This window comes from Stenotrophomonas sp. STEN240 (assembly GCF_056756175.1).
This window is the reverse complement of sequence record NZ_JBRRBO010000002.1, coordinates 158,456-178,911: the sequence shown is the minus strand read 5'-3', so window position 1 is coordinate 178,911 and position 20,456 is coordinate 158,456. Positions and strand designations below refer to the sequence as shown.

Here is a 20,456-nt window from a genome sequence, read left to right as displayed (position 1 = left end):
CGTCGGTGCGCGCCGGGCGCGCAAAAGAAAACCGGCGCGCGGGGCGCCGGTCGAGGTGTTGGTCAGGCGCTCTTGTTGAGCTTGCTGTTGCGGATGCCGTAGCCGAAATAGATGAACAGGCCCAGCACGGTCCAGCCGACGAACAGGTGCCAATGCACGACGAAGGCCTGCATGAACAGCGCCAGGCAGGCCAGCGCGCCCAGCGGACAGATCAGCCACGCGGCCGGCACCTTGAACGGGCGCACGATGTCGGGCTTGGTCCGGCGCAGCACCAGCACGCCGATGCAGACGGTGGCAAAGGCCAGCAGGGTGCCCATCGACACCAGCTCACCGAGCACGTTCAGCGGCACCAGCCCGGCCAGCAGGGCGGCCAGCACGCCGACTACCACCGTGCTGACGTAAGGGGTGCGGAAACGCGGGTGGACCTTGCCGAACATCTTCGGCAGCAGGCCGTCACGGGAGATGGTGTAGGCGATGCGCGACTGGCCCATCATCATCACCAACACCACCGAGGACAGGCCGGCAATGGCACCGATCTCGACTGCGGTCTTGAGCCAGGACAGGGTCGGATAGGCTTCCAGCGCGGTAGCCACTGGCTTGTCGGTGCCCAGCAGGTTGTACGGCAGCATGCCGGTCAGCACCGCGCAGACGACGATGTAGACGATGGTGCAGATGGCCAGTGAGCCGAGCAGGCCGATCGGCATGTTCTTCTGCGGGTCCTTGGTTTCGCCGGCAGCGGTGGATACCGCATCGAAGCCGATATAGGCGAAGAACACGATGGTGGCGGCGCGGAATACGCCACTCCAGCCGAACTCGCCGAAGGTGCCGGTGTTTTCGGGGATGAACGGGTGCCAGTTTGCCGGGTCGATGTACTGGACGCCAAAGCCGACAAACAGGCAGATCACGATGACCTTGATCGCCACGATGACGGCATTGACCAAGGTGGACTGGGTCACGCCGACATACAGCAGGCCGGTGATGGCGGCCACGATCAGCACCGCAGGCAGGTTGAACAGCTTGCCTGAATTGACGAACTCGCTGCCGGTCCAGGCCAGCGGTGCCGCCGACAAGGCGTCCGGGAAGGGCATGTGCAGCGTGGTGGTGATGAAGCTGATCAGGTAGGCCGACCAGCCGACCGCGACCGAGGCCGAGGCGAACAGGTATTCCAGTACCAGGCACCAGCCGATGAACCAGGCCATGCCTTCGCCCAGGGTGGCGTAGGAATAGGAGTAGGCACTGCCGGAGACCGGCATCATCGCCGCGAACTCGGCGTAACACAGGCCGGCCAGCGCGCAGGCGATGCCGGCAAAGACGAAGGACAGCATCACTGCCGGGCCGGCGTGGTTGGCTGCTGCCTGCCCGGTAAGGACGAAGATGCCGGCACCGATGACTGCGCCGATGCCGAGCAGGATCAGGTGCTTGGCGGTGAGGGTGCGTTTGAGTGTGGCTTCGCCTTGCAGGCTGCCTTCGACAGGCTCACCTGCATCGACATGTGCGGCCGGTTCGACCGGCTTGACCCTCAACAGTGCTTTAAGCATTCCGCAATTTCCCGAGCTGTGTGTTGGCCCGAACGCGCTGGCGCGACGGGGCCGGTTGTCTGGCGACGCAAGCTGAACGGTCGGCAACCACTCTACCTTGCCAAAGGTAGCGAAACTCGACAAGCGCAACTGCAACATCGACAGCGATAATGGCCGCCTGCTTGAAAGAATGGGATGTGCTTACAGTCATGCTTGGAGAAGATCTACAGTTGCGTCGGGCATTTGAGGACTATTCCCAGCGGCATCGGGAGCATGCAGAGCTGGCGCAGGCGTTCCTGGCGCTGCTTGACGAGGGTGGGGTGGATCCGTTCACCCGCCAGCGCCTGGCCGGTCATTTCACCGGCAGCGCCTGGCTGGTCAGCGCCGACGGTCAGCGCGCGCTGCTCACCCACCATCGCAAACTGCAGCGTTGGCTGCAGCTGGGCGGGCACGCCGACGGCGACCACGACCTTGCTGCGGTGGCGCTGCGCGAGGCCGAGGAAGAATCGGGACTGCCGGGGCTGACGCTGGCGTCTGCAGACATCTTCGACCTGGACCGCCACTGGATCCCCGAGCGCAAGGAGGTGCCAGGCCATTGGCACTATGACGTGCGCTATGTGGTTGTTGCTGGCGGCAACGAGGCGTTTGTGGTCAGCGAGGAATCGCTGGAACTGGCCTGGCGGCCGGTGGCTGAGATCGCCGGCGACCAAGATGAGTCCATGCGACGCATGGCAAACCGCTGGTTGCAGAGATAGATGCGACGTGCAGCGATGTTGCACTGGGACATTGCCGGCAAGACACATTGATTGCCGGGAAAGCAGATTGGTGGAGCCGAGCCATGCTCGGCTGGAGCGTTGCCGGGAAAGCTTCTGCCGAGCATGGCTCGGCACTACAGGCGTCGCAGCCGCATTGATCTAGCCCCTCTCCCGCATGCGGGAGAGGGGTTGGGGTGAGGGCGGCTTTTTGGAGCGTAGCGATGCTGTGGTTTTTGCTTTACTGGGAGAGCTTTGGCGGAGCATGGCTCGGCACTACAGGCGTCGCAGCCCGCATTGATCTAGCCCCTCTCCCGCATGCGGGAGAGGGGTTGGAGTGAGGGCAGCTTTCAGAGCGTAGCGATGCTGTGGTTTTTGCTTTGCTGGGAAAGCTTCTGCCGAGCATGGCTCGGCACTACGCGGCTGCGTCAGTACAGGATGCGGGTGCGCAGGGTGCCCTGGATTACGGCCAGTTCTTCGCGGATGGCGGCGGCCTGTTCCTCGGTGGCACTGATGTCGATCACCACGTAGCCAACCTTGGGGTCGGTGCGCAGGAACTGGCCATCGATGTTGAGGTTGTGGCGCGAGAAGATCTCGTTGATCTTGGACAGCACACCCGGTACGTTGCGGTGGATGTGCAGCAGGCGCAGGCTCTGCTCGTGCTCCGGCAACGTTACTTCCGGGAAATTGACGGCCGACAGGGTCGAGCCGTTGTCGCTGTAGCGCACCAGCTTGGCCGCCACTTCCACGCCGATGTTTTCCTGCGCTTCCAGCGTGGAGCCGCCGACGTGCGGGGTCAGGATCACATTGTCATGCGCGGTAAGCGGGGATTCGAACAGGTCGCCATTGCCCTTGGGCTCGACCGGGAACACGTCCACCGCAGCGCCGCCGAGATGGCCAGAGCCCAGTGCTGCATCCAGTGCGGCGATATCGACCACCGTGCCGCGCGCTGCATTGATCAGGTGCGCACCCTTCTTCATCCTGCCCAGCTGCTCGGCACCGATCATCCACTGCGTAGAACCATTCTCCGGCACATGCAGGGTGACCACGTCCGAACGCGACAGCAGGTCGTCCAGGCTGATTGCCGGGTGGGCATTACCCAGCGACAGCTTGGTTTCGATGTCGTGGAAGATCACGTGCATGCCCAGGGCCTCGGCCAGCACGCCAACCTGGGTGCCGATATGGCCGTAGCCGATGATGCCCAAGGTCTTGCCGCGCACTTCGTGGCTGCCGGCGGCCGACTTGGACCAGCCACCGCGGTGGCATTCTGCGTTCTTCTGCGGAATGCCACGGGTCAGCATGATCGCCTCGGCAATCACCAGCTCGGCGACCGAGCGGGTATTGGAGTAGGGCGCGTTGAATACCGGAATGCCGGCCAGTTCGGCCGCTTCCAGATCCACCTGGTTGGTGCCGATGCAGAAGCAGCCGACCGCGATCAGCCGCTTTGCGTGGGCCAGCACTTCGGCGCTGAGATGGGTACGCGAGCGGATGCCGACGATATGGGCTTCGGCGATGCGCGCCTTCAGTTCGTCCTCGGGCAGCGACTTGCTGTACAGCTCGATCTGCGAGTAACCGGCCGCCTTGAAGACGTCCACGGCGGTCTGGCTGACCCCCTCAAGCAACAAAACGCGGATGTCCTGCTTCGGAAACGAGGTCTTCTTGGGCGACATGTCGTGAACGGCGGCGTAGAGGGGTAGGCCGCCAACTATGCCAGAAGCAGGCCGGCTTTTGTGCGCTGCGCAACGCGGCAAAGCCTTGATGGCAAAAGGTTTCAGATGAAATCCAGGTCGGCGGCGAAGTGCGGGCAAGGTGACTGGACGGCACGCGATGGGGCTGTCACGCTTGGCGGCTTTCACGCCGCCGAAGCACCGTCATGACCGATCCGCGCCTGGAATCCCTGCTGCAGTCCTGCCCCGACCTGCGTTTGAAGACCGACGCCGGTGATCTGGAACACTACGGGCGCGATTGGACCCGGCGCTGGACGCCGGCGCCGCTGGCCATTGCCTTGCCGGGTAGCGTCGAAGAGGTGCAGGCCGTGGTGCGCTGGGCCAATGCGCACAAGGTGGCAGTGGTGCCGTCCGGTGGCCGTACCGGCCTGTCCGGTGGCGCCGTCGCTGCCAACGGCGAACTGGTGCTCAGCCTGGAGCGCATGAACAAGCCGCTGGGGTTTGATGCGGTGGACCGCACCCTGACGGTGCAGGCCGGCATGCCGCTGGAAGCGGTGCACAACAGCGCCAAGGAACACGGCTTGATCTATCCGGTGGATTTCGCAGCGCGCGGTTCCTGTTCGATCGGCGGCAATATCGCCACCAATGCCGGCGGCATCCGCGTGATCCGTTACGGCAATACCCGCGAATGGATTGCCGGGCTCAAGGTGGTTGCCGGCAACGGCGAGTTGCTGGAGCTCAACAAGGGCTTGATAAAGAATTCCAGCGGCTACGACTTCCGCCAGCTGATGATCGGCTCGGAGGGCACGTTGGGCATCGTGGTCGAGGCCACGTTGAAGCTCACCGATCCACCGCCGAGTACCAATGTGATGGTGCTGGCACTGCCGTCCTTCGAGGTGCTGATGCAGGTGTTCTCGGCGTTCCGCGAGCGCCTGCAGCTGGAAGCCTTTGAGTTCTTCACCGATCTGGCGGTCAAGCACGTCACCGCGCACGGCGCGCAGTATCCGTTTGACGAGATTCACCCGTATTACGTGGTAACCGAATACGCCTCCGCCGATGAGGCCGGCGAAGCCGCTGCGCTGGCGGCGTTTGAATACTGCATGGAGCAGGGCTGGGTGCTGGATGGGGTGATCAGCACCAGCGAGGCACAGGCCCAGCAGCTGTGGCGGTTGCGCGAAGGCATCACCGAATCGGTGGCGCGTTACAAACCGTACAAGAACGATGTCTCGGTGCGTATTTCGGCGATGCCGGCCTTCCTGGCTGAAACCCAGGCGCTGATCAATGGTGCCTATCCCCACTTCGAAGTGGTCTGGTTCGGGCACATCGGCGATGGCAACCTGCACATCAACGTGCTCAAGCCCGATGACAGCAGCGATGCTGAATTCCTCAGTCAATGCGAGCACGTGACCAAGCTGCTGGCGCAGGTGTTGCACCGCTTTGACGGCAGCATCTCGGCCGAGCACGGTATTGGCCTGGTCAAGAAGGCTTACCTGGCCAGCACCCGCAGCGACGCTGAAGTGGCACTGATGCGCGGCGTCAAGCGCGCCTTCGATCCGAACTGGTTGTTGAACCCGGGCAAGCTGTTCGATCCCTGATCGAACAGCCGATCCGTCGGCGCCATCGCGGGCAGGCTACTCGCGCGGCAGTTCCAGTACGAAGCGGCTGCCGCCAGTGGCGCCGCTGCTGCATGACACCTGGCCGCCGTGGGCATCGGCAATTGCCTTGACCACCGCCAATCCCAGGCCGCTGCCGCCACCTTGTCGCGAACGCGAGCCATCGCCGCGCCTGAAGGGATCGAACACGTGCGCCTGCATGGCGGCCTCGATGCCCGGGCCGTTGTCCTCGATCGCCAGCTGCACGTGGTCCTTGCCTTCGTGGATGGAAATCCGCACCCGTCCCGGGCTGGCATAACGTCGCGCGTTCTCCAGCAGGGCGAGCAGGGCCTGGCGCAGGCGGGTGGGATCGCAGTAGGCCACGTGCTCGTTGCGGTGGGTTTCCAGTTCCAGCACCGAACCGGCGTTGCGGAAGGCAGGATCGACCATCGTCATCACCGAATGCACTTCCTGCACCACGTCGGTTGGCGCGCGGCGTACGTCGAGCCTGCCGTTGCCGGCCAGTCCCAATACGCGCAGGTCCTCGATCAGTCGCGACAGGCCTTCCACCTGCGTCAACAGGCTGCGGAACTGCGCTTCATCTGGTTGGAACACGCCATCGGCCAAGCCCTGCAGGCGCCCGCGCAGAATGGTCAGCGGGGTGCGTAGTTCATGCGCGATTGCCGCATGCCAGAGGGTGCGCTCGCCGTCCATGTGCTGCAGGCGGGCGGCCATGGTGTTGAAGTCCTCGACCAGCAGAGCGACCTCGTCCAGGGCGTCATCGCTGGCCTTGGCGCGTGCGCCGAGATTGCCGTCGGCGAGGGCACGGATGGAATCCATCAGGGTATTGAGCGGCGAGACGATGCGATGGGTCAGCCGAATCGACGCGGTCAGTGCCAACGCCAGCCCGATCACGGTGACGCCCACCATCCACGCCAGCTCTGGGCCCGTTGGCAGCCAGCCTTCCGGCTCCAGCGTGCTGGCCGGATAGAACTCGACCAAGATGGCGTACAGCAGGTAGGAGGACAGGATCATCATTACGATGACGCTGATCACCATCAGCGACATCGACATGATGATGTGCCGGCTGAGGCCGGGGCGGCGCATCAGCGATCCGCCGCCAGGCGATAGCCGACACCGCGCACACTGGCCGGCATGTTGGCAACGCCCACATCATCCAGTTTGCGCCGCAGCTTGCTGACGTGGCTGTCGACGGTACGCTCCAGTGCTTCACTTTCGGGCAGGCATTGGTACATCAGTTCGCTGCGGCTGAAAATGCGGGTGGGTGCCAGCGCCATGCAGTGCAGCAACTTGAACTCGGTGAGGGTGAGCAGCAACTCGTGGCTGTAGCCTTCACCCTCGACATGCACCGAATGGGTTTGCGGATCGATCAACAACGGCCCCGCTCGCAATGATGTGGCGGCCTGTCGCGGCGCCGACCGCAGGGTGCGCCGCAGTACCGCACGTACCCGTGCGGCGACTTCGGCCGGGTTGAACGGTTTGACCACGTAGTCATCGGCACCCATCCGCAATGCGGTCAGCTTGTCCAGATCCTGATCCAGTGCGGTGAGCATGATGATCGGCGTGTCGCTGCGCTGGCGCAGCTGCGAAAGCACGCCCCAGCCATCGATATCGGGGAGCTGTACATCCAGCAGCACCAGGTCGGGGCGGGCGCTGTGGTGCAGTTCCAGCGCTGTCCGGCCGTCGGCGGCGCGCAACACGCGTAGTTTCTCCCGCTCCAGATAGGCAGCAATGATGTCGGCGATCTCGGCTTCGTCCTCGACGATCAGGACAAGTGCATCAGGGGAGCGGTCCCATTGCGCCATCATGGCGGCGGGTAGATGTGCGGTCATTACCGGGTGCGGCCGAAAGGTTCTTGCCTCCATGCTATCTCCACATTCCCTCCATCGAAACCCCATCATCGCCGGGCAAACTGCGCGCCTGCGTTCCAGCAGGCTTTGCAGCGGCACGTGTAGTGATGAACATTCAACGGATTACGACCGCTTTGTGCGCGGTCCTGATGGTGGCCATGACGGCCTGCTCTTCTCCCGAAACACCTCCGGATGTGGTGCCCAAGGTCAGCGTCGTGACCGTTGCGAAGCAGCGTGTGCAGCGCGATGACGAGCTGCAGGGGCGGGTTTCGGCGTTGCGTACCGCGCAGATCCGTGCGCAGGTTGGCGGCATCGTGCGCAAGCGTCTGTTCGAGCAGGGGGCGGAGGTCACCGCCGGGCAGGCGCTGTTCCAGATTGATCCGGCGGCATTCCGTGCCGATGTCGATTCCGCGCTGGCCGCCCTGCAGCGCAGCGAGGCGGCGTTGTCACGCAGCCGGGTGCAGGCGCAGCGTCTGCAGGCGCTGGCTGATGCGCAGGCGGTCAGTCACCAGCATCGCGACGACGCGACCTTCGAATACGAGCAGGCACGGGCCGCGGTGGCCGAGGCCAGGGCAATCCTGGCCAGGCGCCAGCTTGACCTGCGCTACGCCACGGTCAGCGCGCCCATTGCCGGCCGCATCGATCAGGCGATGGTGACCGAAGGGGCGTTGGTGAATGCCACCGACAGCGAGCCGATGGCCTTGGTGCAGCAGATCGATCAGGTCTATGTGGACGTACGTCAGCCGGCCTCGCAGTTGCCGACGATGCGGCGGGATGTGGCTGATGGCGGCGCGGTGCCGGTGGCGATCATCGGCGCCAATGGTCAGCTGCATGAGCAGGCCGGGCAGCTGCTGTTCTCCGGTATCAACGTCGACGCGCGCACCGGTGATGTGGTGCTGCGGGTGCTGGTCGACAATCCCGGGCGCGATCTGTTGCCGGGCATGTTCGTGCGTGCGCGGGTGCCGCGAGGCGGCGCCAGCCAGCTGCCGTTGCTGCCGCAGCAGGCGGTACTGCGCAGTGCCGGTGGACAGGCTTATGCCTGGGTGATTGGCGGCGATGGCAAGGCGGTGATCCGCACCATCGAAGTCGACGGCAGCGTCGATAGGCAATGGATCGTGCGCAGCGGACTGAAGGTCGGTGAGCGGGTGGTGGTGGAAGGCCAGGAGCGCCTGCAGGAAGGGGCTCTGGTCGAAACCTCGCCTTGGCAGCCAGTGCCTGTGCAGGGCAAGGCCACCGTCGCATCCAGCAACAACTGAAGGTAGGACATGGCCCGTTTCTTCATTGATCGCCCGGTATTCGCCTGGGTGCTGGCGATCTTCATCGTGCTGGCCGGTGTGTTGGCGATCCCGCAGCTTGCGGTGGAGCGCTATCCGGCGGTAGCACCGACCAGCGTCAGCATCTATGCCAGCTATCCCGGTGCCAGCCCGCAGACGCTCGACGACTCGGTGGTCGGGCTGATCGAGCGTGAGCTGTCCAGCGTCAAGCACCTGTTGTACTTCCAATCCTCGGTGGATACCTCCGGTGAGGCCTCGATAACCGCGACCTTTGCTCCCGGCACCAATGCGGAAATGGCACAGGTTGATGTGCAGAACAGGATCAAGGCGATCGAACCGCGGCTGCCGGCCAGCGTCCGCCAGAGCGGTTTGTTCGTGGAGGCGGCCGATTCGGGATTCCTGATGCTGGTTGGCCTGAGGTCACCCGATGGCAGCGTCGCCGAGGCGCAGCTTGGCGACTTCATGGCGCGCAACATCATCGAGGAACTGCGCCGCATCGATGGCGTCGGCCGGGTGCAGCTGTTCGGTGCCGAACAGGCCATGCGGATCTGGTTGGATCCCTCCGAACTGGCAGGCTATGAGCTGACTGTGGGCGATGTGGTCACCGCCATCGAGCAGCAGAACCAGAACATCGCGCCGGGCCGTATCGGTGACTCGCCAAGTGTGCCGGGGCAGCGCATCACCGTGCCCTTGGTGGCTGACGGGCAGCTGACGACGCCGGCGCAGTTCGCGGCTATCGTGCTGCGTGCTGGCGCTGATGGCTCGCGGGTGCTGCTCGGCGACGTGGCGCGGGTTGAAGTAGGAGCGCAGAGTTATGCCTGGGGTACCCGCGAGGACGGGCAGGTGGCGACTGCCGCCGGCATCCAGCTGCGTCCGGGCGCAAATGCGGTCAGCACGTCATCGGCCGTGCGTGCGCGCATGGTCGAGCTGGAGGCGTTGCTGCCCAAGGGCGTGCAGGCCAGCATCCCCTTCGACACCGCACCGTTCGTGAAGATCTCCATCCAGAAGGTATTGCAGACCTTGCTGGAGGCGATGCTGCTGGTGTTCGCAGTGATGTTCCTGTTCCTGCAGGACTGGCGCTACACCCTGGTGCCGGCGCTGGTAGCGCCGATTGCCCTGCTGGGCACCTTTGCGGTGATGCTGGCGCTGGGTTTTTCGATCAATGTGCTGACCATGTTCGGCATGGTGCTGGCCATCGGCATCATCGTCGACGACGCCATCGTGGTGGTGGAAGGGGTCGAGCGGATCATGGCCGAAGAGGGCCTGGCGCCGCGCGAAGCCACGATCAAGGCCATGCGTGAGCTGACCAGCGCCGTGGTTGGCATCACTCTGGTGCTGACGGCGGTGTTCATTCCGATGGCGTTTGCCAGTGGCTCGGTGGGCGCGATCTATCGGCAGTTCACCGTATCGATGGCGGTGGCGATCCTGATCTCGGCGCTGCTGGCGTTGAGCCTGACGCCTGCGCTGTGCGCAACCCTGCTACGGCCGGTTGCACACGACCGGCCACGCGGACGCGTGTTCGCAGCGTTCAATCGTGGATTTGCGCGCATGAGCGGGCGCTACCACCGCAGTGTCGCTGCGGTGCTGCGGCGCTGCGGACGGGTCATGGGAGTGTTTGCTGGCTTGGTGCTGCTGTTGTTGCTGGGTCTGCAGTGGCTGCCAGGTGCTTTCCTGCCCGAAGAGGATCAGGGCTACTTCATGACCTCGATCCAGCTCCCGGCCGAGGCCACCGCCGAACGCACCCTGGCCGTGGTCCAGGACTACGAGGCGCATATCGCGTCACGTCCGGGTATCGCCGCCAACCAGGTCATCACTGGCTACAGCTTTGCCGGCTCGGGCCCGAGTGCAGCCATGGCCTACACCGTGCTCAAGGATTGGGGCGAACGCGGCGGGGCAACCGCTGCAGATGAGGTGGCAGCCACCTTGAAAGCAATGGCCGCCAGCAGCGAGGGGGAGGTGATCAGCGTGATGCCACCGGCCATCGACAGCCTGGGCAATTCCTCCGGCTTCAGCCTGGCGCTGCAGGCGCGCAGTGGCCAGACACAGCAGCAGCTGCGCGCCGCGCAGAAACAGCTGTTGGCGCTGGCCCAGGCGAGCCCTTTGCTCGGTGAGGTGCACGCCGATGGCCTGCCATCGGGCAACAGCGTGCGGCTGCAGATAGACCGTGCCAAGGCCGAGGCGATGGGCGTTGGGTTTGCCGACATCAGCAACACCTTGTCGGTGGCGATGGGCTCGCAATACGTCAACGACTTCCCCAATGCGGGGCGCCTGCAGCAGGTGATCCTGCAGGCAGATGCGCCGTTCCGGATGGAGATTGAGGACGTGCTGCGCTTGTACGTGCGCAATGCACAGGGTGGCATGGTGGCACTTGCCGAACTGGTCAGTCCGCAGTGGGAGGAGTCGCCGTTGCAGCTGCAGCGCTACCTTGGCTTCCCCGCGCTGAATGTGTCTGGTGCGCCAGCCGAAGGTGTTTCCACCGGCCAGGCGATGGCCGAGATGGAGCGGCTTGCGGCGCAGCTGTCGCCCGGTTTTGCCCTGCAATGGACCAGCCAGTCGCTGCAGGAGAAAACGTCAGGGTCACAAGCCCCTTGGCTGCTGCTGATATCGATGTTGGTGGTATTTCTGGTGCTGGCTGCGTTGTACGAGAGCTGGTCGATACCGATGGCGGTGATGTTGGTGGTGCCGCTGGGCTTGTTGGGGGCGGTGGCGGCAGTGCTGTTGCGTGGCATGCCCAATGACGTTTTCTTCAAGGTGGGCATGATCACGGTGATCGGTCTATCGGCGAAGAATGCAATCCTGATCGTGGAGTTTGCGCGGCAGTTGCAGCAGCAGGGCTTGACCGCAGCGCAGGCCGCATTGCGGGCCGCGCGGCTGCGCTTGCGTCCCATCCTGATGACGTCGATGGCGTTCGCGCTTGGCGTAGTGCCGCTGATGCTGGCGCAGGGGGCGTCGCGGGAAACCCAGCAGGCAATCGGTACCGGTGTGTTCGGCGGGATGGTGGCGGCAACGGTGCTGGCGGTGTTCTTCGTGCCGGTGTTCTATGTCGTGGTGGATGCCGGTTGGCGCTGGTTGTGTAGGCGTCGGCCCGCTGCGCGGGGAGGTGCTGCCGGCGGGGGATCATGAATGGATCGGGCCTGCAGGCCAGACGCAGGTTCCAACCGGCCGCGTCGCTGGGTACTCTTGGCATCCTTATTTGTCCGATGTTGACCTGCCAATGATCCGTCCGATCCTGTTCTGCGCTCTGATTGCCCTGCCGATGTCGGTCTTTGCCTCCAGCTTTGCAGGTACGTCGGCCGGCTCCGCGTCGGGTGCGTCGTCCAATTCATCGGGTAGCTCCTCGGACGATGACAAGGTGCTGCTGGATGCACGCGAAGACGCGGCAGGCTTTGTCGCCAGCAATGGCGCCATCCGTGGTGCCTGGTTGGAAGCGGCCCTGATCCAGCTGCGCGAGCGTGATGCCGCCGCGCGTGATGCCAGCGACATGGCTCTGGCCCGGAAGATCCTGGCCCTGTGACGTACCGCTGCCGGCTGCCGCCCGCGCGGTGGCTGGCGGTGCTGTTGCTCTGCGTTGCCGCCCCCTTGCAGGCGGCTTTACGCATCGAGCTGCACGCGCAGCTGCCTGCACTGGACGCCGCACAGGTGCGGGCCAGCGAGCAGTTGATTGACGACGTACTGGCGCGTGTCCCCCCCGCCATCGCAGCCGAGAGCTCGCTGGTTTTGCAGCTGCGCTGGCGCGACGATCTGCCGGCGCACGTGCAGGGCAGGGCGCATGGTCGCGAACTCGGGCTTGACCGTAGCTTGTTGCAGCCCTTGCTGCAGGCGGGTCCTGCGGACTCGGTAGCCGCCGCCCAAGCGTTGCAGCAGGCCCGTGCAGCCTTGATCCACGAACTGGCGCACGCCTTGGACCGCTCGCCCGATGGTGGCTGGTCAGCGCAGCCGCGTTTTCTGGATCTGGCTGGCTGGCAGCAGCGTCCGCTATGGCCCGGGCGCGGACGCAATAATTTCAGTCTGCGCAGCCCCGACCGTTACGAGCTGGACAGCCCGGCAGAGTTTTTCGCGGTAAACCTCGAACACTATCTGCTGGATCCGGACTACGCCTGCCGGCGGCCGCTGCTGCATGCGTGGTTCGCACAGAATCTGGGCGCGCCCGGCCAGCTGGGAGCCGCGCAATGCCCGCCGGCGTTGCCATTCATGCAAGCCGGTGAGCAGGAAGGTCTGGCCGAACTGCTGGCGCTGGACCCGGCGCGGGTTTACCAGGTTGATTACCTGCTGGCCGAAGGCAACGAGAAGCTGATGAGCCGCTGGGGCCACAGCATGCTGCGGCTGGTGATATGCGCCCCGGGCCGTACGCCCGGGCCGGCCTGCCGGATGGACTTGCGCCATCACTTGGTGCTGTCGTTCCGGGCCTTTGTCGGTGATGTGCAGATATCCAGTTGGCGCGGGCTTACCGGCGCCTATCCCTCGCGCTTGTTCGTATTGCCGCTGAGCCAGGTGATCGAGGAATACACCAAGGTCGAGTTGCGCGGGGTCTCCTCCACGCCGCTGCGTCTGCAGCCTGAGGAGATCACCAGCCTGCTGCAGCAGGCCGCGCGTCTGCACTGGGACTACGACGGGCGCTATTACTTCATCAGCAACAACTGTGCGGTGGAAACCGGCAAGCTGCTCGGCGATGGCGCGCCGCGGCTGGGTGCGGCGCAGCTGCTGTCGATCACCCCGACCGGCTTGCTGCAGACGCTGCGCGCCAAGGCGCTGGCCGATCCGCCGCGCGAGCGTGCAGCCGCCCTGCGCGGCGGTTATTACTTCGAGTCGGCAGCGGAGCATTACCGGCTGGTATTCGAGGTCGCGCGCAAGGCATTGCCGTTGCCGGTCGACAGCGTGAGCCAATGGCTGGCGCTGCCGCCGGCAAAGCGCAGGGCCTGGATGCAGCAGGCCGACGAGCAGGTGCTGGCGGCGATGTTGCTGCTCGAACAGGCGGCCCGGCGGCAGGCCGAGGTGGCGGCCGGCGATGTGCTCAAACGCAAGCTGCTGGTAGCGGGCAAGACCCTGCCTGAGCAGGACGATTTCCACGCGCTGATGGAGCGCGCTGCGGGCTTGTTGGCCCCCGGCAGTCTGTTGGCCGACAGCCCGGGCTATGGCATCCCCAGCGCGGACGAGCAGGCCCGGTTGCAGACCGACACCGCCGCCGGTGCCGCTACGGCGCAGCGGCAATGGCAGACCTTGCGCGCGGCGGCGTTGGCGGCGCTGCCTCCGGCCCAGCGCGACAATCTGGCCGCCATTGAAGCCAACCTGCTGTACCTGCGGGAACGTCTGCGTTTAGGCTACGGTACGCAGCCAGGAGAGGCGGTAACGCTGGAACACCGGCGGTTGGTTCAGTTTTCGGGAGAGCAGGGTTGAGCAGTACAGAACAGGAACAGACGGCCGCCGCGGTATTGGCCGATGACGTATTGAAGCTGCACTGCTGCGCCATTCTCCAGCTTGACTCCGATGGCCGCGTGCTCGGCGGCAATGCCGGTGTTGCGGCGGTGCTCGGCTATGCCGCTGAAGAGCTCCGCACGCAACCGTTCTCGCTGTTGTTCAGCGCCGCCGATTCGCAGCGCGGGGTTGCCGAGCAGGCGGTGGCGCGGACCCTGGAGCAGGGCATCGAGCAACTCAGCCTGGCGATGGTGCGCAACGATGGCGTCCGCTTCCGCGCCTCGGTGATGATGGAGCGGGTGTCCGACCCGGCGGGCTCACGCGTGCTGGTGCTGATCCGTGACATCACCGAGATCTTCCAGACCCAGAAGCGTGTTCGCGAGGCGCAGGAAATCGCCCTGCGTGCGCAGCGTCTTGATGCGGTTGGCAAGCTCACCCTGGGTTTGTCGCATGATTTCAACAATCTGCTGTCGGTGATCGGCAACAGCCTGGACATGTTGTCGCTGCGGCGTTCGGGCGACGAAAGCGTGCGCCGGATCCTGGATATCGCCCATCGCGCGGTGGAGCGTGGCACCCAATTGACACGGCAGATGCTGGCCTTCGGGCGCGGGCAGACGCTGGTGCCGCAGCTGAGCCGGGTCGACGACCTGCTCACGGCCTCGCTGGAGATGTACCGGCGGGTCTGCGGCGAGACCATCGAGCTGGAGATTGAGTTGGCGGCGGACCTGCCACCGATTTCGGTGGACGTGGGTCAGCTGGAGGCAGCGCTGTTGAACCTGCTGAGCAATAGCCGCGATGCCATGCACGGTGTCGGCAAGGTGGTGCTGTGCGCGCGGCTGGAAACCATCATCGTGCCCTCGGGCGGCGGCGAGCGTGGCCCCTTCGTCAGCATCTGTGTGGGCGATAGCGGGCCGGGCATCCAGGCGGAGATCCAGGAAAGCGTGTTCGAGCCGTTCTTCACCACCAAAAGCGTTGGTGATGGCAGTGGCCTGGGCTTGAGCCAGGTCTATGGGTTCGCGGCACAGTCCGGTGGCACCGCGATGATCGGCACCTCACCGTTGGGTGGGGCCGCGGTATCGCTGTATTTCCCGGTAGTGGCCTGAAAGCAGGTCTGCAGCTTGTAGCTTGTGGGAGCGGCGTAAGCCGCGAAGCTGGCAATGTTTCAGGTCCTGAAAGCCTTCAGCCGTTTCAGTTGGACAGCTTCGCGGCTTACGCCGCTCCTACAAACCAGCCACTACAGCCCCCCGCCATTGGGCGGGAGGCTGCGGTCAATCAATCGGCGCGGCCGCCAAACTCACCGGTGGTGGTGTTCACCAGGATGCGTTCGCCGTTGACGATGTATTCCGGCACCATGATTTCCAGGCCGGTGCTGAGCTTGGCCGGCTTCGGCCGCTTGGTGGCGGTGCCGCCCTTCAGCTCCGGCGGGGTTTCCACCACTTCCAGGGTGACGTGCTGTGGCAGCTGGATGGCGACCGGCTGGTCGTCGATCACCTGCACGAAGATGCCGTTCAGGCCTTCGGTGATGTAGCCGGCGTCATCGCCGATCACGTCCGCGTCCAGCGTGTACGGGGTGAAGTCCTCGTCGTCCATGAACACGAAGGCATCGCCATCCATGTAGGAGAAGGTGGACTGCCGGCGCAGCAGCTCGACTTCGGGCAGGTTGTCATCGGCATCGAAGCTGGCATCGAGCTTGTTGCCGCCCGGCACGCTGTACATGATGAAACGGAAGCGGACGTTGCCGCCGCGGCCCTGCGGTGAGCTGCGCTCGATGTCGCGGATCTGATAGACGCCGTTGTTGTACTCGACGACGTTGCCTTTCTTGATGTCGTTGGCTTTCATGCTTGGAAAGTCTATTGGGGTAAACGGAGGCGGGCGCCGTGTGGGCGCCCGCGGATGGGTCACTTCGGTGCCAGACGCACGGCACCGTCAAGGCGAATAGTCTCACCGTTGAGGTAGGTATTGCCAATGATGTGGCCGACCAGGCTGGCGAAATCGGCCGGCTGGCCCAGGCGCGACGGGAACGGGATGGACGCGGCCAGCGATTCCTGCACGTTCTGCGGCATGCCATCGACCATCGGCGTCCAGAACACGCCCGGGGCGATGGTCAGCACGCGGATGCCGAAACGCGACAGCTCGCGCGCCATCGGCAGGGTCATGCCGACCACGCCGCCCTTGGAGGCGGAGTAGGCGGCCTGACCGATCTGGCCCTCATAGGCGGCCACCGAGGCGGTGTTGATGATCACGCCGCGCTCGCCGTCGGCGTTGGCTTCGTTGTGCTGCATCAGCTCGGCGCCGGCCTTGGCGACGTTGAAGCTGCCGACCAGGTTGACCATCACCGTGCTCTGGAAGTTGGCCAGCGGCATGGCGGCTTCCCGGCCGAGTACGCGGCCGGCGCCGAGGATGCCGGCGCAGTTCATCACCACGTTCAAGCCGCCCAGAAATTCCCTGGCGGCGGCCAGGTTGGCGGCAACGCCGGCTTCATCGGTGACATTGGTGGTGAAGTAACGGGCATTGTCGGTGCCCAGCTCGGCGACCGCTGCGGCGCCCTTTTCATCGTTGAGGTCGAACAGGGCGACTTTGCCACCATTGGCGACCAGGAACTGAGCGACGCCAAGGCCAAGGCCGGAGACGCCGCCGGTGATGACGGCACGAACGGAAGACAGCTGCATTGGAACAATCCTGCTGGGTGATCCGCCGATTCTAGCTGATGCCGATCGCTGCCAAGTTGGCGTGATCAGACCTGTGACGCGGCAGGCCGGGACATAGTGTCCGGAGCGCCAAGGTAGCCCGGGTAAGCGAAGCGCACCCGGGGAATGAGGGTATTCGAGGACTTTGCGTTTATGCCGAAAGCCCCGGATGCGCTTCGCTTACCTGGGCTACATGGCTGTGCGATGCACTTGGCCCGCTGCTTCCGCTCAGGTCATCTGCCGGCTGAAATCGGTGGGCGACAGGCCGGGCGCGAACAGGAAGCCCTGTCCAACCGGAACACCCAGTCCGAGCAGGAACTGCCGTTGTGCCTCCGACTCGATGCCCTCTGCTACCAAGCCCAGCCCCAGGCTGCGGGCGATGCCGCAGACCGCTTCGCACACCGCCACATCGGAGGGATTGTCGGGAACCCCGCTGATGAACAGCTGGCTGAGCTTGAGGCCGTGGATGGGCAGGGTGCGCAGGTAGTTCAGGGCGCTGTAGCCCTCGCCGAAGTCGTCGATGGTCAGTACCACGCCCATGGCGCGCAGCTCGGCAAAGGTGCGCAGGGTAGCCGGTGCATCCTCGATCAATACCCGCTCGGTGAATTCCAGCTCCAGCGAGCTGCCCGGCAGCCCGTAATGGTCCAGCACCTCGCGTACCTGCCGGGCCAGGCGGTCGCCGCTGAACTGCCGGTAGGAGACGTTGATCGCCACCCGCATCATGCCCAGGCCTTCGTTGTGCCATTCACGGATCTGCCGGCACGCCTGATGCAATACCCATTCGCCGATACGCACGATGTCGCCGGTGTTCTCGGCATGGCTGATGAAGATGTCCGGGCGCAGCTCGCCGAGCTGGCGGTTGCGCCAGCGGATCAACGCTTCGCAGGCGATGGTCTGGCCGCTGCGCAGGTCCACCTGCGGTTGGTAGACCAGGCGGAACTCGTCGCGGTCCAATGCTTTGCGCAGGCGCCGTTCAATCTGCAGGCGGTCGCGCTGGCGCCGGGCCAGCTCCGGTGAGAACAGCTGCCAGCCATTGCGGTCGCGGCGCTTGCATTCGTACATGGCCAGGTCGGCATTCTGGATCAGCTGCTGCGGCCGCAGGCCATCCTGCGGCGCGCGGGCAATACCGATGCTGGTGGTGACCGGGAACTCGTCCTTGCCGAACTGGAACGGCGGGATGAAGGCGCGGGTGATCGCTTCGGCCAATTGCTCCGGGCGCCCGGGCAGGTCGCGCGCGTCACAGGTGACCACGAACTCATCGCCACCAAAACGTGCCAGCAGGCCCTCGGTACCAATGGCATCGGCAATGCGGCGGGTGGCTTCGATCAGCAGCAGATCGCCGGCGTTGTGGCCCAGTACGTCATTGACGGTCTTGAACCGGTCCAGGTCGATGTACAGCACCGCCACTCCGGCGTGGGAGGGGTTGCTGAGCCGGGTTTCCAGGTCGGTGAGCGCGGCATCGCGGTTCATGATGCCGGTCAGCGGGTCGGTACGCGCCTGGTTCTTGAGGGTCTGCTCGGCATGTTTGGGCTCGGTGATGTCCTGCAAGGTGCCGGCAATGCGGGTGGAGGCCACATCGCCGGGCTCCACCTCGCCGATCATCCGTATCCAGAAGCTGTGGCCGCTGGCACGCTGGCCCTGCAGTTCCAGCTCGAAGCCGGTGTGCTGTTCGACCACCAGGTCCATTGCCTCGCGCAGCTGCTGGCGGGAGAGGCTGTTGAGGCAGGCCGCAAGTTGTTCCAGGTCGGTGGGTGCCGACTGTTGGCCGAGAATGCGCTGTGCCTCGCCGGTCAGGTACAGGTGCTGCTGGCCACGGTCCCATTCCCAACCGCCGATATGCGCCAGCGATTGGGCGCGGTCGAACAGCGCGTGGTCGCGCTTGAGCTCGGTGATGTCACTGAACAATGAAAACACGTGGTCGGGCAGGTCACAGCCGGCCGAGAACACCGGCACGGTGGTGATCGAGATCCAGATCATGCGGCCGTTCGGGCGGTGGTAGAGGCCGATGATGGTGCTGGGGATGGTCCGCCCCTCGGCGAAAGCGCGGGTCACCGGCCACTGCTCGGGCCGCAGCCGGCGGCCGTGTTCGTCAACGCTGATCCACTCGTCGCCGTGCAGCGGCACCTTGGCCGGGGCAACGCTGCCCAGGTTGAAGATGCGGTGCGCAGCCGGATTGGCGGAAATGATGCCGAGATGGCGGTCGAACAGCATCACGCCCTTGTCGATGGACTCCAGCAACAGGCGGTAGCGGGTTTCGGCCTGCCAGCGCCGGCTCAGGTCGCGGGCAACGGCGACGATGCAGTGCTCGCCGTCATGCTCGACCACGGCCGAATGCACTTCCACCGGGAAGCGACTGCCGTTGCCCCGCATGTTGGTGACTTCCACCACATAGGTTTCGCCGCGGTTGAGGGTTTCCCAGACCGGCTCCAGGTGGTCGGCAGGCAGGTCGGGATTGAGCAGCTCGATGGGTTGGCCAACGATCTCCTCACGGGTACGGCCATAGGCGCGAACCCCGGCGCTGTTGACGTCCAGTACCACCCCGGTTGCGCTGAGAATGCTGACCGGGTCGGGTACCGCATCGAACAGCGCGGCATAGCGGCGTTGTGCCGCCCGCCGCTCGGCCATGGCTTCGGACAGGGCGTCGCGGGCGGCCAGCAGGGCCTGTTGCAGATTCAGTGGCAGCGGTTGCTGCAGGGCGTGTTCCAATCCAGCCAGCGCGTCGACATGCGCGGCGCGGTGAGCGCCGTCGTCAGGAATTACATGCTGGCCGGATACGGTCATGACACTGTCAACGCCTTTCCTGTCTTGCTGCCTGTCTGCCGGCCCAGTCTTTCTGCGAGCCAGTTCCCTGTAGCGGCCAGCGCCGGCAAGTCCACGCCGGTGCTCATCCCCATGCCGTGCAACATGTAAACGACGTCTTCGCTGGCGACATTACCACTTGCACCACGTGCATAGGGGCAGCCGCCGGTACCGGCGACGGCGGCGTCGACCACGGCCACGCCTTCTTCCAGACAGGCGGCGATATTGGCCAACGCCTGCCCATAGGTATCGTGGAAGTGCACGGCCAGCGCCGCTACCGGTAGTTCGGCGGCCACCGCCTGCAGCATCGCCCGCGCCTTGCGCGGGGTGCCGACGCCGATGGTGTCGCCCAGTGATATCTCGTAACAGCCCATGGCGTGCAGGCGGGTGGCCACGCGCACCACGTCCGCCAGCGGCACCTCGCCCTGATACGGGCAACCGAGCACGGTGGAGACGTAGCCACGTACCCGCACGCCGTCCTGCTTTGCCCGCGCCAGGATAGGCTCGAAGCGCTGCAGCGACTCGTCGATGCCGGCATTGGTGTTGGTGCGGTTGAACTGCTCGGAGGCGGCAGTGAACACCGCCACCTCGGTGGCGCCCACGGCCAAGGCGCGTTCATAGCCTTGCTCGTTGGGTACCAGCACCGGGTAGCTCACCCCCGGCTGCTTATGGATGCCGGCAAACACCTCGGCGGCGTCGGCCAGCTGTGGCACCCACTTGGGGCTGACGAAGCTGGTGGCCTCGATGCTGCGCAGGCCGGTGGCCGACAGCCGGTCGATCAACGCGATCTTGTCGGCGGTGGCGATGAGCTGCTTTTCATTCTGCAGGCCATCACGCGGGCCTACTTCGACGATACGGACGAAATCATTCATTGAGCGGTCTTTG

General features: G+C 64.9%; 15 protein-coding genes. 7 read left to right on the top strand and 8 right to left on the bottom strand.

Annotated elements, in window-relative coordinates:
- Positions 1 to 62: 62 nt before the first annotated feature.
- Positions 63 to 1,538: an amino acid permease gene (locus ACVOKO_RS01900; protein WP_346496732.1), complete on the bottom strand. Its 1,476-nt coding sequence runs from the start codon at positions 1,536 to 1,538 to the stop codon at positions 63 to 65.
- A gap of 188 nt (positions 1,539 to 1,726) precedes the next feature.
- Between ACVOKO_RS01900 and ACVOKO_RS01895 the strand changes: the two genes are divergently transcribed.
- Positions 1,727 to 2,272, top strand: a complete 546-nt coding sequence (locus ACVOKO_RS01895; protein ID WP_346496730.1) for an NUDIX hydrolase — start codon at positions 1,727 to 1,729, stop codon at positions 2,270 to 2,272.
- 425 nt (positions 2,273 to 2,697) lie between these two features.
- On the opposite strand, the gene serA is transcribed toward ACVOKO_RS01895, so the two are convergent.
- Positions 2,698 to 3,939 (bottom strand): phosphoglycerate dehydrogenase, encoded by a 1,242-nt coding sequence (serA, locus tag ACVOKO_RS01890; protein WP_346496728.1) that lies wholly within the window; start codon positions 3,937 to 3,939, stop codon positions 2,698 to 2,700.
- A gap of 203 nt (positions 3,940 to 4,142) precedes the next feature.
- Between serA and ACVOKO_RS01885 the strand changes: the two genes are divergently transcribed.
- A complete protein-coding gene (locus ACVOKO_RS01885) occupies positions 4,143 to 5,531 on the top strand; it encodes an FAD-binding oxidoreductase (protein WP_346496726.1) in 1,389 nt (462 codons plus the stop codon).
- 36 nt (positions 5,532 to 5,567) lie between these two features.
- Here the strand turns inward: ACVOKO_RS01885 and ACVOKO_RS01880 are convergent, their stop codons facing one another.
- Positions 5,568 to 6,635 (bottom strand): ATP-binding protein, encoded by a 1,068-nt coding sequence (locus ACVOKO_RS01880; protein WP_346496724.1) that lies wholly within the window; start codon positions 6,633 to 6,635, stop codon positions 5,568 to 5,570.
- A complete protein-coding gene (locus tag ACVOKO_RS01875) occupies positions 6,635 to 7,381 on the bottom strand; it encodes a response regulator (RefSeq protein ID WP_346496722.1) in 747 nt (248 codons plus the stop codon). Before ACVOKO_RS01875 ends, ACVOKO_RS01880 begins: the two co-directional genes overlap by 1 nt.
- Before the next feature lie 233 nt (positions 7,382 to 7,614).
- Between ACVOKO_RS01875 and ACVOKO_RS01870 the strand changes: the two genes are divergently transcribed.
- The 5 genes from ACVOKO_RS01870 (at position 7,615) to ACVOKO_RS01850 (ending at position 15,188) form a co-directional block, all read left to right on the top strand.
- The gene (locus ACVOKO_RS01870; protein ID WP_481558680.1) at positions 7,615 to 8,655 is read left to right on the top strand and encodes an efflux RND transporter periplasmic adaptor subunit; all 1,041 of its coding nucleotides are present in this window, start codon (positions 7,615 to 7,617) and stop codon (positions 8,653 to 8,655) included.
- 9 nt (positions 8,656 to 8,664) lie between these two features.
- Positions 8,665 to 11,796, top strand: a complete 3,132-nt coding sequence (locus tag ACVOKO_RS01865; protein ID WP_346496718.1) for a multidrug efflux RND transporter permease subunit — start codon at positions 8,665 to 8,667, stop codon at positions 11,794 to 11,796.
- A gap of 91 nt (positions 11,797 to 11,887) precedes the next feature.
- A complete protein-coding gene (locus ACVOKO_RS01860) occupies positions 11,888 to 12,187 on the top strand; it encodes a DUF2388 domain-containing protein (RefSeq protein ID WP_346496716.1) in 300 nt (99 codons plus the stop codon).
- Positions 12,184 to 14,067 (top strand): DUF7844 domain-containing protein, encoded by a 1,884-nt coding sequence (locus tag ACVOKO_RS01855; RefSeq protein WP_346496714.1) that lies wholly within the window; start codon positions 12,184 to 12,186, stop codon positions 14,065 to 14,067. The genes ACVOKO_RS01860 and ACVOKO_RS01855 overlap by 4 nt, the downstream gene beginning before the upstream one ends.
- The gene (locus ACVOKO_RS01850) at positions 14,064 to 15,188 is read left to right on the top strand and encodes a two-component system sensor histidine kinase NtrB (RefSeq protein ID WP_346496713.1); all 1,125 of its coding nucleotides are present in this window, start codon (positions 14,064 to 14,066) and stop codon (positions 15,186 to 15,188) included. Before ACVOKO_RS01855 ends, ACVOKO_RS01850 begins: the two co-directional genes overlap by 4 nt.
- A 169-nt stretch (positions 15,189 to 15,357) precedes the next feature.
- Here ACVOKO_RS01850 and yeiP read toward each other — a convergent pair whose 3' ends face one another.
- The 4 genes from yeiP to ACVOKO_RS01830 all read right to left on the bottom strand — a co-directional run bounded on the left by yeiP (position 15,358) and on the right by ACVOKO_RS01830 (position 20,443).
- On the bottom strand, positions 15,358 to 15,924 hold the full coding sequence (yeiP, locus tag ACVOKO_RS01845; protein ID WP_346496712.1) for an elongation factor P-like protein YeiP: 567 nt from the start codon (positions 15,922 to 15,924) through the stop codon (positions 15,358 to 15,360).
- Positions 15,925 to 15,983: 59 nt separating this feature from the next.
- Complete coding sequence (locus ACVOKO_RS01840) at positions 15,984 to 16,754, bottom strand: SDR family NAD(P)-dependent oxidoreductase (RefSeq protein ID WP_346496711.1); 771 nt, start codon at positions 16,752 to 16,754, stop codon at positions 15,984 to 15,986.
- Positions 16,755 to 17,000: 246 nt separating this feature from the next.
- Positions 17,001 to 19,553 (bottom strand): sensor domain-containing protein, encoded by a 2,553-nt coding sequence (locus tag ACVOKO_RS01835; protein ID WP_346496710.1) that lies wholly within the window; start codon positions 19,551 to 19,553, stop codon positions 17,001 to 17,003.
- Positions 19,550 to 20,443 carry a hydroxymethylglutaryl-CoA lyase gene (locus ACVOKO_RS01830; RefSeq protein ID WP_346496709.1) on the bottom strand — a complete coding sequence of 298 codons (894 nt, stop codon included), beginning with the start codon at positions 20,441 to 20,443 and terminating at the stop codon, positions 19,550 to 19,552. Before ACVOKO_RS01830 ends, ACVOKO_RS01835 begins: the two co-directional genes overlap by 4 nt.
- Positions 20,444 to 20,456 lie beyond the last annotated feature (13 nt).